This window comes from Pseudomonas sp. IPO3749 (assembly GCF_013386605.1).
GTDB classification, from domain to species: domain Bacteria; phylum Pseudomonadota; class Gammaproteobacteria; order Pseudomonadales; family Pseudomonadaceae; genus Aquipseudomonas; species Aquipseudomonas azotoformans_A.
In genome coordinates this window covers 71842-85792 of record NZ_JACARN010000003.1, presented here as the reverse complement: position 1 = coordinate 85792, position 13951 = coordinate 71842, and the positions used below count along the sequence as shown (strand labels likewise).

General features: G+C 61.1%; 16 protein-coding genes and 1 pseudogene. 12 read left to right on the top strand and 5 right to left on the bottom strand.

Going from position 1 to position 13951, the window contains the following annotated elements; all coding sequences use genetic code 11:
• The 3 genes from HX812_RS01240 to HX812_RS01230 form a co-directional block, all read right to left on the bottom strand.
• Positions 1-778: phasin family protein (locus HX812_RS01240; RefSeq protein ID WP_178949109.1), on the bottom strand; the 778-nt coding region annotated here is incomplete at its 3' end.
• A gap of 12 nt (positions 779-790) precedes the next feature.
• On the bottom strand, positions 791-1213 hold the full coding sequence (locus HX812_RS01235) for a phasin family protein (protein ID WP_038844785.1): 423 nt from the start codon (positions 1211-1213) through the stop codon (positions 791-793).
• Between the two features lie 105 nt (positions 1214-1318).
• On the bottom strand, positions 1319-1594 hold the full coding sequence (locus HX812_RS01230) for a polyhydroxyalkanoic acid system family protein (RefSeq protein WP_038844783.1): 276 nt from the start codon (positions 1592-1594) through the stop codon (positions 1319-1321).
• A gap of 143 nt (positions 1595-1737) precedes the next feature.
• Here HX812_RS01230 and ubiE point away from each other — a divergent pair, with 143 nt between their 5' ends.
• From ubiE to HX812_RS01175, 12 genes and pseudogenes are all read left to right on the top strand, one after another.
• Positions 1738-2508, top strand: a complete 771-nt coding sequence (gene ubiE / locus HX812_RS01225; protein WP_033897738.1) for a bifunctional demethylmenaquinone methyltransferase/2-methoxy-6-polyprenyl-1,4-benzoquinol methylase UbiE — start codon at positions 1738-1740, stop codon at positions 2506-2508.
• Complete coding sequence (locus tag HX812_RS01220) at positions 2508-3131, top strand: SCP2 domain-containing protein (RefSeq protein ID WP_038844781.1); 624 nt, start codon at positions 2508-2510, stop codon at positions 3129-3131. The genes ubiE and HX812_RS01220 overlap by 1 nt, the downstream gene beginning before the upstream one ends.
• A complete protein-coding gene (ubiB, locus tag HX812_RS01215) occupies positions 3128-4732 on the top strand; it encodes a ubiquinone biosynthesis regulatory protein kinase UbiB (RefSeq protein ID WP_033897736.1) in 1605 nt (534 codons plus the stop codon). The genes HX812_RS01220 and ubiB overlap by 4 nt, the downstream gene beginning before the upstream one ends.
• 41 nt (positions 4733-4773) lie before the next feature.
• Positions 4774-5166 carry a phosphoribosyl-AMP cyclohydrolase gene (hisI, locus tag HX812_RS01210; protein WP_012721796.1) on the top strand — a complete coding sequence of 131 codons (393 nt, stop codon included), beginning with the start codon at positions 4774-4776 and terminating at the stop codon, positions 5164-5166.
• 2 nt (positions 5167-5168) lie between these two features.
• Positions 5169-5501, top strand: a complete 333-nt coding sequence (locus HX812_RS01205) for a phosphoribosyl-ATP diphosphatase (protein WP_003187881.1) — start codon at positions 5169-5171, stop codon at positions 5499-5501.
• A 26-nt stretch (positions 5502-5527) separates the two neighbouring features.
• Positions 5528-5806 (top strand): twin-arginine translocase TatA/TatE family subunit, encoded by a 279-nt coding sequence (locus HX812_RS01200; RefSeq protein ID WP_003171180.1) that lies wholly within the window; start codon positions 5528-5530, stop codon positions 5804-5806.
• 10 nt (positions 5807-5816) lie between these two features.
• Positions 5817-6221, top strand: a complete 405-nt coding sequence (gene tatB, locus HX812_RS01195; protein WP_038844779.1) for a Sec-independent protein translocase protein TatB — start codon at positions 5817-5819, stop codon at positions 6219-6221.
• Positions 6218-7006: a twin-arginine translocase subunit TatC gene (gene tatC / locus HX812_RS01190; RefSeq protein WP_010213805.1), complete on the top strand. Its 789-nt coding sequence runs from the start codon at positions 6218-6220 to the stop codon at positions 7004-7006. Before tatB ends, tatC begins: the two co-directional genes overlap by 4 nt.
• The gene (locus HX812_RS01185; protein WP_038844777.1) at positions 7003-7710 is read left to right on the top strand and encodes a 16S rRNA (uracil(1498)-N(3))-methyltransferase; all 708 of its coding nucleotides are present in this window, start codon (positions 7003-7005) and stop codon (positions 7708-7710) included. The genes tatC and HX812_RS01185 overlap by 4 nt, the downstream gene beginning before the upstream one ends.
• Positions 7711-8225: 515 nt before the next feature.
• A pseudogene (locus tag HX812_RS32295) lies at positions 8226-9284 on the top strand (methyl-accepting chemotaxis protein); the annotation flags it as partial.
• Entirely contained in the window at positions 9270-10142 is an 873-nt protein-coding gene (locus HX812_RS32290) for a methyl-accepting chemotaxis protein (protein ID WP_370590771.1), read from the top strand. The pseudogene HX812_RS32295 and the gene HX812_RS32290, both read left to right, overlap by 15 nt.
• Before the next feature lie 106 nt (positions 10143-10248).
• Positions 10249-12156, top strand: a complete 1908-nt coding sequence (locus HX812_RS01175; RefSeq protein WP_038844775.1) for a methyl-accepting chemotaxis protein — start codon at positions 10249-10251, stop codon at positions 12154-12156.
• Here HX812_RS01175 and HX812_RS01170 read toward each other — a convergent pair.
• Together HX812_RS01170 and HX812_RS01165 are read right to left on the bottom strand one after the other, a co-directional pair.
• Positions 12151-12885 carry an amino acid ABC transporter ATP-binding protein gene (locus HX812_RS01170; RefSeq protein WP_038844774.1) on the bottom strand — a complete coding sequence of 245 codons (735 nt, stop codon included), beginning with the start codon at positions 12883-12885 and terminating at the stop codon, positions 12151-12153. The two genes, HX812_RS01175 and HX812_RS01170, sit on opposite strands and share 6 nt — an antisense overlap.
• Entirely contained in the window at positions 12878-13837 is a 960-nt protein-coding gene (locus HX812_RS01165; protein ID WP_038844772.1) for an amino acid ABC transporter permease, read from the bottom strand. Before HX812_RS01165 ends, HX812_RS01170 begins: the two co-directional genes overlap by 8 nt.
• Between the last annotated feature and the right edge of the window lie 114 nt (positions 13838-13951).

Below are 13951 nucleotides of genomic sequence, written 5' to 3'. Positions count from 1 at the left end.
GTTTAGCGGCGGCCGGCTTGGCTGCAGGTTTCGCAGCGGCTGGCTTGGCAGCAGGTTTTGCAGCTGCAGTTTTGGCCGCAGGCTTGGCGGCTGGTTTAGCGGCGGCCTTGGCTGCTGGTTTGGCGGCTGGCTTGGCAGCAGCTTTAGCGGCAACTGGTTTAGCGGCAGGCTTGGCGGCCGGTTTGGCAGCGGCGGTTTTTGCCGCAGGCTTGGCGGCTGGTTTAGCCGCCGCTTTGGCGGGAGCCTTGGCAGCGGGTTTGGCAGCCGGCTTGGCGGCCGCTTTTACCAGAGGCTTGGCGGCAGTTTTCGCAGCCGGTTTGGCCGCTGCGGTTTTAGCCGCAGGCTTGGCAGCCGGTTTTGCACCAGCCGTTTTCGCGGGAGCCACTTTAGCGCCGGTCAGTTTTTCGATTTGCTTGGTCAGGGTATCGACCTTGCTGTGCAGCGTCTTCAGCTCTGCCTTGCTCGGCACGCCGAGTCGCGAAATGGCACTATTAAGGCGCTTGTCGAAAGTTTCTTCCAACTTGCCCCACGTGTCAGAAATGCTCGACTTGGCGGAGCCGGCAGTTGCCTTGGCGGCTTCAACTTTTTTACCAACCGTGGTTTTGGTCAACTTCTCGGCCTTCTCGCCGTCCTTGACCAAAGTCTCGAAGTATTTGCCGCCGTCACTGCTAACCTTCGAGTACACGCCTAAACCAGCAAGCCAGATCTTACGGGAATATTTTTCAACTTCCCCGACCCACGAGCTGCCTTCTTTCTGAGTAGTCTTTTTAACAGCCATCCCGATGTCTCCTTAGTGTTTACGCGCGACACGTTCTAGCAATGTCGTCAGCTCTTCGAGCTTAGCAGAGAGTGTCTCAACGTCATGTTTAGACGCAATGCCGATTCGATTCAAGGCACTGGCAACGCGAGTATCAAAAGCTTTTTCAACTTTATCCAGCTGAACTTCTACCAGACCTTTGACGGCGGAGACATTACTCTTTACTTGGTCAATCTGACTGTTGGCGGCCTCAAGTTGTTCAACTGCAACTTTTTTGCCTTTACTTTCAACATGTTGACCGGTCTTAACCAGCTCTTTGAAGTACTCGCTGCCTTCGCTTCCAACCTTGGCGTAAGCACCAAGTCCTGCCAGCCAGATCTTGCGGGCGTAGGATTTAACCTCGCTCAGGGTAGTGGTCTGGGCGTCGATTTTTTTCTTCAGGATAACTTTGGCCATGGTGCACCTCACGCAGATTAGGGGGGAGGAACGGCCCGCAGGAGTTGAGGGCTTGGGCACAAAGTAGGCTGGAAAATTAGAATCGGCACCCTAAGAACAGACGGATCACACCAAGGCTTTATCCAGGGCTTTTTCGATTTCGGACTTGATGGTGCCACTCATGGCCGACATCAACAGGCCCAGTTCCACATCGATACGCAACGAATCTTCAGTGACTAATACCGTGCCCTTAACCCCCGAACGCTTGAGGTTCAAGGTATCGCCGGACCACGACGGCTCCAGGCCATATTGCTCTTTGAGTTTGAGCGCCAACTTGTCGGCCTTTGCCCGCGCGCCTTCTTTACCCAGGGAATGTGCGCGCTCAACGGTTATACGGGCCATTGCAATGACTCCTCTTTATAGGGACGTGAATACCTTCGATGCGGCAAAGGTCTCGGTGACCACCCATCTTACCTGCAGCCTTGCCAAGACAAAGCAGGCCTTGGGGATTATCATGTCCCGCATTCTCTTTTGGTGACAGCGATATGACTGATCAGCGCAAAGGCAGCGATGCCGAACCCACCACTCACTTCGGCTTCAAGAACGTCCCGGAAAGCCAGAAAGCGGAAAAAGTCGCTGAGGTGTTCCACTCGGTCGCGGCCAAGTACGACCTGATGAACGACGTGCTGTCGGGCGGCATGCACCGCTTGTGGAAGCGCTTCACCATCGAGTTGTCGGGTGTTCGCCCTGGCAACCGTGTACTGGACATCGCCGGCGGCACGGGCGACCTGGCGGCCAAGTTCTCCAAGCTGGTGGGCCCGACTGGCCAAGTGGTACTGGCCGACATCAACGGCTCGATGCTCAAGGTCGGGCGCGACCGCCTGCTGGACAAAGGCGTGGCCGGCAATATCGAATTCGTCCAGGCCGACGCAGAAAAACTGCCATTCCCCGACAACCATTTCGACTGCGTCACCATCGCCTTCGGCCTGCGTAACGTCACCCACAAGGAAGACGCGATCCGCTCGATGCTGCGCGTGCTCAAGCCGGGTGGCCGCCTGCTGGTGCTGGAATTCTCCAAGCCGACCAACGCCATCATGTCCAAGGTCTACGACACCTACTCCTTCGCCTTCATGCCGTTGATGGGCAAGCTGATCACCAATGACGCCGAGAGCTATCGCTACCTGGCCGAATCGATCCGCATGCACCCTGACCAGGAAACCCTGAAGTCGATGATGGTAGAAGCCGGTTTCGACCGCGTGACCTACCACAACATGACCTCGGGTATCGTCGCCCTGCACCGTGGCATCAAGCCCTGATGTTGCTCGCAGGCTTTCTCGCCAGCGTTGAACACGGCCTCAACCGTGTGCTGCGCCTGGACAGCACCGCCCTGGCGCGGCTTGCGCACCTCAATGGCAAAGTGATTGCCGTCGACTGCCGCAGCCCCGCTTTGCAGCTGTTTATCCTGCCCAGCGATGAAGGCCTGATGCTCGCGACCCAATGGGCCGCCGACGCCGACTGCACCCTGCGTGCGCCGGCGTCGAGCCTGTTGCACCTGGCCCTGAGCCGCAACAAGACCGCCATCCTGCACAGCGCCGAAGTGGAGCTGGAAGGCGACAGCTCGGTGCTGATGGACCTGGCTGCCGTGCTGCAAGACCTGGAACTGGACTGGGAATACGAGCTGTCACGCTGGATCGGCCCCGTCGCCACCCAGTTGATCAGCGGGCACCTGCGCAGCCGTTCGCGCTGGTACCAGCAAGGGTTCGCCAGCCTCAACCAGAACCTCGCCGAATACTTGAGCGAAGAATCGCGCACCCTGGTCGGAGAACGGGAAGCGCAAGCGCGCTTTCGTGAACTCGACAAGGCCAAAATCGACCTGGAACGCCTTGAGGCCCGCTTCGAGCGCCTGAGCCGTTCCCTTGATCCAAGCGATAACGCATGAAGCTGCTCGCCGTCCGCCGTTTGTTTCGTATCCAGCGCGTCGTAATCCGCTACCAACTCGATGACCTGCTGTTCGCCCTGCCCCTGCCATGGTTCCTGCTCGCGGTGCGCTATGTGCTGCCGTGGCGCTGGTTCCCGCGCAAAAAGCTGGAGCTCAGCCGTGGCGCGCGCCTGCGCCTGGCGTTGCAGGACCTGGGGCCGATCTTCATCAAGTTCGGGCAGATCCTCTCGACCCGCCGCGACTTGCTGCCTGAAGACATCGCCGACGAGCTGATGCTGTTGCAGGACCGCGTACCGCCGTTCGACTCCCAACAGTCGATGGCGCTGATCGAAGAACAATTGGGCAAGAAGATCAGCGAAGTCTTCAGCCGCTTTGACGTCGAGCCTCTCGCGTCGGCCTCCGTCGCCCAAGTGCACGCGGCGCAGCTCAAGACCGGCGAAGAGGTGGTGGTTAAGGTGATCCGCCCCGGCCTCAAGCCGATCATCGGCCAGGACCTGGCGTGGCTGTTCATCCTTGCCCGCGCCGCCGAGCGTTTCTCGGCCGATGCGCGCCTGCTGCACCCGGTGGACGTGGTCGCCGACTACGAAAAAACCATCTACGACGAACTCGACCTGCTGCGCGAAGCCGCCAATGCCAGCCAGCTCAAGCGCAACTTCGAAGGCTCGCCCCTGCTGTACGTGCCGCAAGTGTATTGGGACTGGTGCCGCCCGAAAGTGCTGGTGATGGAGCGCATCTACGGCGTGCAGGTCACCGACCTCGCAACCCTGGCCGACCAGCGCACCGACATGAAGATGCTCGCCGAGCGCGGCGTGGAGATCTTCTTCACCCAGGTGTTCCGCGACAGTTTCTTCCACGCCGACATGCACCCCGGCAACATCTTCGTCAGCACCGTGAACCCGTGGAGCCCGCAGTACATTGCGATCGACTGCGGCATCGTCGGCAGCCTGACCCCGGAAGACCAGGACTACCTGGCGCGCAACCTGTTCGCCTTCTTCAAGCGCGACTACCGCCGCGTGGCGCAGTTGCACATTGATTCGGGCTGGGTGCCGGCAGAAACCAAGCTCAACGAATTCGAAGCGGCGATCCGCACCGTGTGCGAGCCAATCTTTGAAAAACCGTTAAAAGATATTTCCTTCGGCCAGGTGTTGATGCGCCTGTTCCAGACTGCGCGGCGCTTCAACATGGAAGTGCAGCCGCAGTTGGTATTGCTGCAAAAGACCCTGCTGAACATCGAAGGCCTGGGCCGCCAGCTGTACCCGGACCTCGACCTGTGGAACACCGCCCAGCCGTTCCTGGAACGCTGGATGCGCGAGCGCATGAGCCCGAAAACCGTGCTGGGCAACCTGCACAGCCAGATGGAACAACTGCCGCACCTGGCCAACATGACCCGCGACCTGCTGGAGCGCATGTCCCAGCCGCACGCCAAGGACCCGGCGCCGCCCTGGAAACAGCGCAAGGACGACTGGTTCCTGCGCCTGCTGGGCGCTGCGCACCTGGTCGGCGGGGTGATGCTGGCCATCGGTGGCCCGCTGAACCAACTGGGCCACTGGCCGGCTGGCATCATGGTCGCCGTCGGTGTTTATCTGATCGTGCGTCGATAGCCAATCCGGTTATACACTGTCGCAAATTGCCGGAGCCGAACATGAAAGACTGGCTGGACGAGATCAAGTGGGACAGTGACGGCCTGGTGCCGGCCATTGCCCAGGACTACAAGACCGGGCGCGTGCTGATGATGGCCTGGATGAACCGCGAGGCCCTGAGCCTCACCGCCACTGAGCAGCGCGCCATCTACTGGTCACGCTCGCGTGGCAAACTGTGGCGCAAGGGCGAAGAGTCCGGGCACGTGCAGACCCTGCACGAGATGCGCATCGACTGCGACGCCGACGTGGTGATCCTCAAGGTCGAGCAGATCGGCGACATCGCCTGCCACACCGGCCGCCACAGCTGCTTCTATCGCGTTTTCGAAAATGGCGAATGGAAAGTGGTGGAGCCGGTGCTCAAAGACCCGCACGCCATTTACTCGGCAGGACACTAGACATGAGCGATACCCTGAACCGCGTGGCCCAGGTGCTGGAAGACCGCAAAGGCGCGGATGCCGACAGTTCCTACGTCGCCAGCCTGTACCACAAGGGCTTGAACAAGATCCTGGAAAAGCTCGGCGAAGAATCCGTCGAGACCATCATTGCGGCCAAGGACGCGCAAATCAGCGGTGATTACAGCGATGTAATCTATGAGACCGCAGACTTGTGGTTCCATAGCCTGGTCATGCTCGCCCAACTGGGGCAGCATCCGCAGGCTGTGCTGGATGAACTGGACCGACGCTTCGGCTTGTCCGGGCATGCCGAGAAAGCCTCGCGCCCGTCCGCCTGAATAACTAAGACTTGAGGATTTGCAGCATGGGCATTTTTGACTGGAAACACTGGATCGTCATTCTGGTGGTGGTGGTACTGGTGTTCGGCACCAAGAAACTCAAAAACCTGGGCACCGACGTGGGCGAGTCGATCAAGGGCTTTCGCAAAGCCATGAACGACGACGAAAAACCCGCCGACCCGGCCGCCAACCCGGTGCCTCCGGCGCAGCCTGTGCACCCGCAGGCCACCCAGCCGATCACCGAGCGTCGCACCTTCGACGTGCAGGCTGAGAAAGTCGAAGAGCCGACCCGCAAAGACTCGTGAGCACTGACTAATGTTTGGTATCAGCTTCTCTGAACTGCTGCTCGTCGGCCTCGTGGCCTTGCTGGTACTGGGGCCGGAACGCCTGCCCGGTGCCGCACGCACGGCCGGCCTGTGGATCGGGCGCCTGAAACGCAGTTTCAACGCCATCAAACAGGAAGTTGAACGGGAAATCGGCGCCGACGAGATCCGCCGGCAACTGCACAACGAGCACATTCTGTCGTTGGAGCAAGAAGCCCGGAAGATTCTGTCGCCGGTGCAGGAGCCCGCCAAACCGGCGGAGCCTGTGGCTGAAAACAGCATCGCACCGGCCGCTGAAGCCACACCCGTCGCACCGACCGCGCCCACCGAGCCTGCGCCGACGCCCACCGCGTCGCCCGCGCCCCATGACCCTACATTGCCGCCGCGAGCCCCATGAGCGCTGATAAACCGGAAAACGACCAGCATATGCCGCTGGTCTCGCACCTCACCGAGCTGCGTACCCGCCTGCTGCGTTGCGTAGCGGCCATCTTCATCATCTTTGCCGGGTTGTTCGCCTTTACCCAGCAGATCTACACCTTCGTCTCCACGCCGCTGCGCCAATACCTGCCGGCCGGCGCGACGATGATCGCCACCGACGTGTCGTCGCCGTTCCTCACGCCGTTGAAGCTGACCATGATGGTCTCGCTGTTCCTGGCGATCCCGGTGATCCTGCACCAGATCTGGGGCTTTATCGCGCCGGGCCTGTACAAGCATGAGAAGCGCATCGCCGTGCCGCTGCTGGTGTCGAGCATCCTGCTGTTCTACACCGGCATGGCATTCGCCTACTTCCTGGTGTTCCCGCTGATCTTCAAGTTCTTCGCCGCCGCCACCCCGGCCGGCGTGGAAATGATGACCGACATCACCAGCTACCTCGACTTTGTGATGACGCTGTTCTTCGCCTTCGGCGTGGCCTTCGAAATCCCGGTGGCCGTGGTGCTGCTGGTATGGATCGGCGTGGTCAACGTGGCGTACCTGAAGAAGATCCGCCCGTACGTGATCATCGGCTGCTTCGTGGTCGGCATGATCCTTACGCCACCGGACATCTTCTCCCAGACCCTGCTGGCCGTGCCGATGTGGATGCTGTTCGAGATCGGCATCCTGTTCAGCGGCTTGATCAGCAAGCGCGGCGAACACCCGGATGACCAGCCCGACGACGACCAGCCGCCAGCGACCCAGCCGTGAACCTGCTGCTCCTCGAAGAGGCCGACTTCATCGCGGCCGACCGTGTGGTGCTGCGTGATCGACGCCTGGTGCACATGCAGGAAGTCCACCGCGCCGCCGTCGGCGACAGCCTGCGCGTCGGCCGCATCGGCGGGCAGATGGGCAACGCCCAACTGCTGCGCCTGGAAACGACTGAAGCCGAGCTGCACGTCAGCTTCGACCAACCGCCGCCGGCCAAGCTGCCACTGACCCTGCTGCTGGCCCTACCACGCCCGAAGATGCTGCGTCGGGTGCTGCAGACCGTGGCCGCCATGGGCGTACCCAAGGTCGTGCTGCTCAACAGCTACCGGGTCGAAAAAAGCTTCTGGCAAACCCCATTCCTTGAACCCGAGGCGATTCGCGAACAACTGATCCTCGGCCTGGAACAGGCGCGGGACACGATCTTGCCCGAGATCATCATCGAAAAACGCTTCAAACCCTTCGTCGAAGACCGCCTGCCGGCCATGACCGCAGGCACCCTGGGCCTGATCGGCCATCCCGGTGATTACCCGGCCTGCCCACGCGGGCTGGACGAGCCGGTGACCCTGGCGATCGGCCCGGAAGGCGGCTGGATTCCCTACGAAGTAGATTTGCTCAACAAAGCGGGCTTACAGCCTGTGCAACTAGGCGCACGCATCCTGCGCGTCGAAACCGCCGTCACCGCCCTGCTCGCCCGGCTCTTCTAACATTAATATCGACACAACGCTGTAACCCCCCCTAACCACGATGCGAAGCGAGCCGCTCTTGATCTTGATCTAGCTTTTGATCTTAGGCGCCCCGTCAAACACGCTGGCCGGAATTCGACAGGGATTTGGGGGGTAAACCGGCAGGGATGCCGGTTTAGCCGCCCCGCGCCATGGATGGCGCGTGGCGGCGGCCCCCCAAATCACTGTCGGATTACGGGCANNGAGTGTTGGGGCGAAGACCTTTTGGTTACTTTTGGGTCTTTCCAAAAGTGACCCGCTGTAAGAGCGGAACCAATAGTGGCCGTTACAGCATCAATGGATATGTACTCAGTCTGATCCAACATCCTAGTCGGCTGCCAGGCCGCTGACGGGAGCAAGCTCCCTCGCCACAGGTCCAGCGCCGTACCCCGAGCAGCCGCAGACGCTATCGCCGGCAAGCCGGCTCCTACAGAATGATTCCAACCTGCCGATAACCTTTGAATAAGTCCAAGCCTTGTTCCAGGGGAGTTCGCAGCATGTATCGTTGGTTAGCCGAAAAGCTGGGGAATATCAGCGTCAAAACCAAACTCGGCGTGGGCTTCGGCCTGGTCTTACTGCTGACATTAATGATCACCTTCACCGGCTGGACCGGCCTGGGCGATGTGATCAATCGCGGTGACAAGCTGGGCTATATCTCCAGCCTCAACGGCCTGACCAAGGACTTGCGCCTGGCGCGCCTGGACTTCGAAATGCGTCGCGGCGAACAAGGCACCGACGCGGTCAACAACCTGATCACCAAACTGGACAGCGGCCTGAAAACCGCCGCCGACCTGATCGAGCAACCCGACGACAAGGCCCTGGTAGAACAGCAACAAGACGCCCTGAACCAATACAAAAAGGCCTTTGCCGCCATGGTCCAGGCCGGGCTGAAGCGCGAAGGTGCCCGCAGCAAACTGGGCGACACCGCCGACAACGCCGTGGCGAAGGTCAGCGAGGTCGAAAAAAGCCTGCTGCAAGGCGACAGCGTCACCCAGTTCAACAGCGTGGTCGACCTGAGCAAACTGATTCAGCAAGCGCGCTTCCAGGTGCGCGGCTACACCTACAGCGCCAAGGTCGAGGCTGAACAGCCGGCCCTCGATGCCATTGATAACGCCATCAAGAAGATCACCGAACTGGAAGGCCAACTGCCCGCGCAGTACCAGGCCAACCTGCAGCAGGCCAGCACCTCGCTGCAAGCCTACCGCGCGGCCGTCAGCCAGTACCGCGACTCCCAGACCGCCGCCGCCGAGGCGCTGAAAATCATGAATGCCCAGGGCGATATCCTGCTGGGCCACAGCGAAAAACTCACCACCTCGCAAACCGTGGTGCGCGACACCGACGCCGCGCAGGCCAAACAACTCTTGCTGCTGGCGACCGTGCTGGCGTTGATCTTCGGCTTGGTGGCCGCCTGGGCGATCACACGCCAGATCGTCATCCCGCTGAATCAGACCCTCAAGGTGGCCGAACGCGTCGCCTCCGGCGACCTGAGCCACAACCTGACTTCCACGCGCCAGGACGAACTGGGCCAGCTGCAACGCGCCATGCAAAGCATGACCGTCGGCCTGCGCGAGCTGATCGGTGGTATCAGCGACGGTGTCACCCAGATCGCCAGCGCCGCCGAGCAACTGTCGGCCGTGACCGAACAGACCAGCGCCGGGGTCAACAGCCAGAAGGTCGAGACCGACCAGGTTGCCACCGCCATGAACGAAATGGCCGCGACCGTGCAGGAAGTGGCGCGAAACGCCGAGGAGGCCTCCGAAGCTGCCGTGGCGGCTGACCAGCAGGCCCGTGAAGGCGACAAGGTGGTCGGCGAAGCCATCGCCCAGATCGAACGCCTGGCCACCGAGGTGGGCAACTCCACGGTCGCCATGGGCGACCTGAAGCGCGAAAGCGACAAGATCGGCAGCGTGCTCGACGTGATCAAGTCCGTGGCCCAGCAAACCAACCTGCTGGCCCTCAACGCCGCGATTGAAGCCGCGCGCGCCGGTGAGGCCGGGCGTGGCTTCGCCGTGGTGGCGGACGAAGTGCGCAGCCTGGCCCAACGTACCCAGAAGTCCACCGAAGAGATCGAAGAGCTGATCGTCGGCCTGCAAAGCGGCACGCAGCAAGTGGCGACCATCATGGACAACAGCCGTGGCTTGACCGACAGCAGCGTCGAGTTGACCCGTCGCGCCGGCAGCGCCTTGGCGAGTATCACCCGCACGGTCTCGACCATCCAGGCGATGAACTCGCAGATCGCCACGGCCGCCGAGCAACAAAGCGCAGTGGCGGAAGAGATCAACCGCAGCGTGTTGAACGTGCGCGATGTGTCGGAACAGACCTCGTCGGCCAGTGAAGAAACCGCTGCATCCAGTGCCGAGCTGGCCCGCCTGGGGATTTACCTGCAATCGCTGGTGGGGCGTTTCCGGATCTGATCAAAAATTTGTGAAACGTCCTACGTAGTTATCAGCCCAGCGTTACACCGAATCGAATTAGCGTTTCCTTTGTTGCGAAACGCTTCTTCAGATTCGGAGGTTCATCATGTTTTCTCGGCTGACCCGCTTGCTGGTCAATGCCAGCGTCCGCCTCAAGCTCGCACTGGGGTTTGGCCAGGTGCTGGTACTCAGCTTCGCCATCGCCGGCACAGGCTGGCAGGCCCTCAACACCGTACTGTTCCGCTCAAGCAACCTGGCTGTGCTTGGCCAACTGGCCGCCGTCGCCGAAGCCATGCGTGCCGACCGTATTGTTTACCGAACGCTTACGGACACCGCCAGCCTGGACAAAATGAAACAGCAGCTCGAACGCATCGATCAGCACCTCAACTACCTGACAACTCACCTGATAGACCCAGCCGATCGGGCGCGTATTCAGGAGGCGGAGCGCCTGGTGATCAGCTTCAATGCCGAGCTTTTGGAGCTGCCCTCCCTGATCCAACAACGGGAAAACACACGCCCACCGCTCAAGAAAACCGTACTCCGGACCAACGAGACTCTGGCTCAACTAGCCCGCGGGCTACCTGACCGACAAGACCAGCCTGCCCTGGAGGTTGTAGAAAACCTGCGCCAGGCCATAACGCACGCCGAAGGCCAAGCCCAAAGCCCCGCTTGGGCTGCCGAGTCATTACAAGCCTATTCAGAAGCTGTCGGTAAGACCCTCGACGCGCTGGACGTAGCTCAAGCCGCTGTCACCGAGCTACCCGTTGACTCAACCCTGCTCAAAGCCGACTTGGCAAACTATCGCACGCAGTTGGTAAAGCTCAAGGAGGCGCAGATCACCACAGAGACCGTACAGAATCGTCTTGAACAGCAGCTCAACCAGTTGCTCGAACACAGCGAATTCGTTAGCCAAAGCCAGACGCTCAAGCGCGACACCGAAGCGAACCACACCCGGACGCTACTCATCAGCGTCACGGCTGCGGCCCTGCTACTCGGTTCGCTGGCTGCCTGGTGGATTGCCCGGCAGATCGCCGTGCCGCTGCGCCAGGTACTGGCATCGGCGAACCGCATCGCCCAGGGCGATCTCAGTCACAACATCCACGCAGAGCGCCACGATGAGCTGGGCCAACTGCAACAGGCCATCGGCGACATGACCCGCAACCTGCGCAGCCTGATCAGCGGCATCAGTGACAGCGCCCGACAGATTGCCAGTGCCGCCACACAGCTGTCGGCGGTGACGGAGCAAACCCGCGCAGGCATCAGCAACCAGAAGGACGAGACCGACCAAGTCGCCACCGCCATGAATGAAATGCTCGCCACCGCCCAGGAAGTGGCGCGACATGCCGAACAAGCATCGGCAGCGGCCAATGAAGCCGATCATCAAGCCACCGCCGGGGACCGGGTGGTCGGGCAGGCGGTGGAGCAGATTGGTCATCTGGCCCACGAAATGGCGCGCGCGGGCCAGGCCATGATCGCACTGCAACAAGAGAGTCAAAAGATCGGGGGCGTGCTGGACGTCATCAAGTCCGTGTCGCAGCAGACCAACTTGCTGGCCCTGAACGCTGCCATTGAAGCCGCACGCGCGGGTACGGCAGGTGACGGGTTTGCCGTGGTCGCCGACGAAGTGCGCAGCCTGGCCCAGCGCACCCAGGCATCCGCTGAAGAGATCGAAGGGCTGATACTCGGATTGCACACCGGCACCCAGCAGGTGGCCGATATCATGGACGGCAGCCGCGCCCTGACTGACTACAGCGTCGACCTGAGCCGTGATGCAGGCGATGCCTTGGGGGCAATTATCCGCACAGTCTCGATCATCCAGGAAATGAACCCGCAGATTGCCGCTGCCGCCGAGGAACAGAGTGCAGTGGCGGAAGAGATCAATCGCAGTGTGTTGAAGGTGCGCGATGTATCCGAACAAACCGCCGCCGCCAGTGAAGAGACGGCGGCGGCGAGTGTTCAGCTGACCCGGCTGAGCCTGGATCTACAAGCGCTGGTGGGCAAATTCAGGCTATAGGACCTGGCGCAGGAAGGCCTGGGCTCGCGGGTCTTTTGGTGCATCGAAGAATTCGGCCGGTGCGGCGTCTTCCAGCAACTTGCCATGGTCGAAAAACAGCACGCGGTCGGCCACTTCACGGGCAAAGCCCATTTCGTGGGTAACGCAGACCATGGTCATGCCTTCCAGGGCCAGGGTCTTCATCACGTCCAGCACTTCGCCGACCATTTCCGGGTCCAGCGCCGAGGTGGGCTCGTCGAACAGCATGACCTTGGGGTCCATCGCCAGGGCCCTGGCAATCGCGACGCGCTGCTGTTGGCCACCGGACAAGCGTGATGGAAACTCATTGGCCTTCTGTGCAATCCCGACTTTTTCCAGCAACGCCAGGGCTTTGGCCTCGCGCTCCTTCTTGCTGCGCTTGCGCACGACTTTCTGCGCCAGGCACAGATTTTCCAGCACAGTCATGTGCGGGAACAGGTTGAAGTGCTGGAACACCATGCCGACTTCGCGGCGATAGGCATTCACGTCAGTCTTCGGGTCGGCCAGTTGCAGGCCGTCGATGCTCACTGAGCCCGAGTCGAATTCTTCCAGCCCATTGAGGCAACGCAGGAAGGTGGACTTGCCGGAGCCGGACGGGCCGATCACCACCAGCACTTCCCCCTTGGCCACTTGGGTGGTCACGTTGTCGACCGCGCGGACCACCTGCCCACGGGTGTCGAAGACTTTTACCAGATCGCGGACTTCAATCACTTTGCGCGAGCCTCCGCTCAAGCCGGCTGGCCATTTTCGACAGCGGCAGGTTGATCAGCAGGTACAGGCCTGCGACGCAGAACAGGATTTCAAACGGCGAGAACGAGGTGGTGATCACCTCACGGCCGCTCTTGAGCAGTTCGGTAATCGCAATCACCGAGACCAGCGAAGTGTCTTTCACCAGGCTGATAAATTGCCCGGCCAACGGCGGTAGCACGCGTTTGAACGCCTGTGGCAACACCACATGGCGCATCGACTGGCTGGCACTCAGGCCCAGGGACCGCGCGGCTTCGTTCTGGCCACGGGTGATGGACTGCACGCCAGCGCGGACGATTTCCGCCACGTAGGCGCCGGTGAACAGCGACAGCGCGGCGATCCCGGCAAATTCCCGGGACAGGTTGAGCACCGTGCCGATGAAGAAATAGAAAATGAAGATCTGCACCAATAGCGGCGTGCCGCGTACCAGTTCGACGTAGATCGTCGACAAATCCCGCAAGGTCGGGTTGCTGGACAAACGGCACAGGCCGGTCGCCAGGCCGATGATCAAGCCAAGGATGCCAGAGACAACAGACAGCCACAGTGTGGTCCACAAACCCCACATCAGCGGGCCCAATGCCCAATGGCGGGTCACGCCCACCACGTCGCCCTCGGCCACGTCATCGCCGCGCGCCACTTGCAGGCTGTTGTCGGCAACGGTCAGCTTCTGCTCGGCGCCTGCGTCATTGCGCAGGGTCACTTCGGCCACATCGCCTTTGCGCACCAACTCGACCACCGTGGAGATATCAGCGGCACGCTGGGACTCTTCAGCCTGGTAGGCGAAGTACTGCGGTACACGGTTCCAGCGCCACTCGTAGGACATCAGCGACGTGGCGTAGTACAAGGCGCCGGCCAGGCCGACCAGCACGACCACGGTCAGCAGGTGCCAGGGCCATTGGGCTTTTTTCTGTTTCATTTCAGGTTCCGGGATGGGTGTCGCCTGTCACGCCGCCTTCGCGAGCAAGCCCGCTCCCACACTTGATCGCATTCTCATGTTGGAACTCGGTCAAGTGTGGGAGCGGGCTTGCTC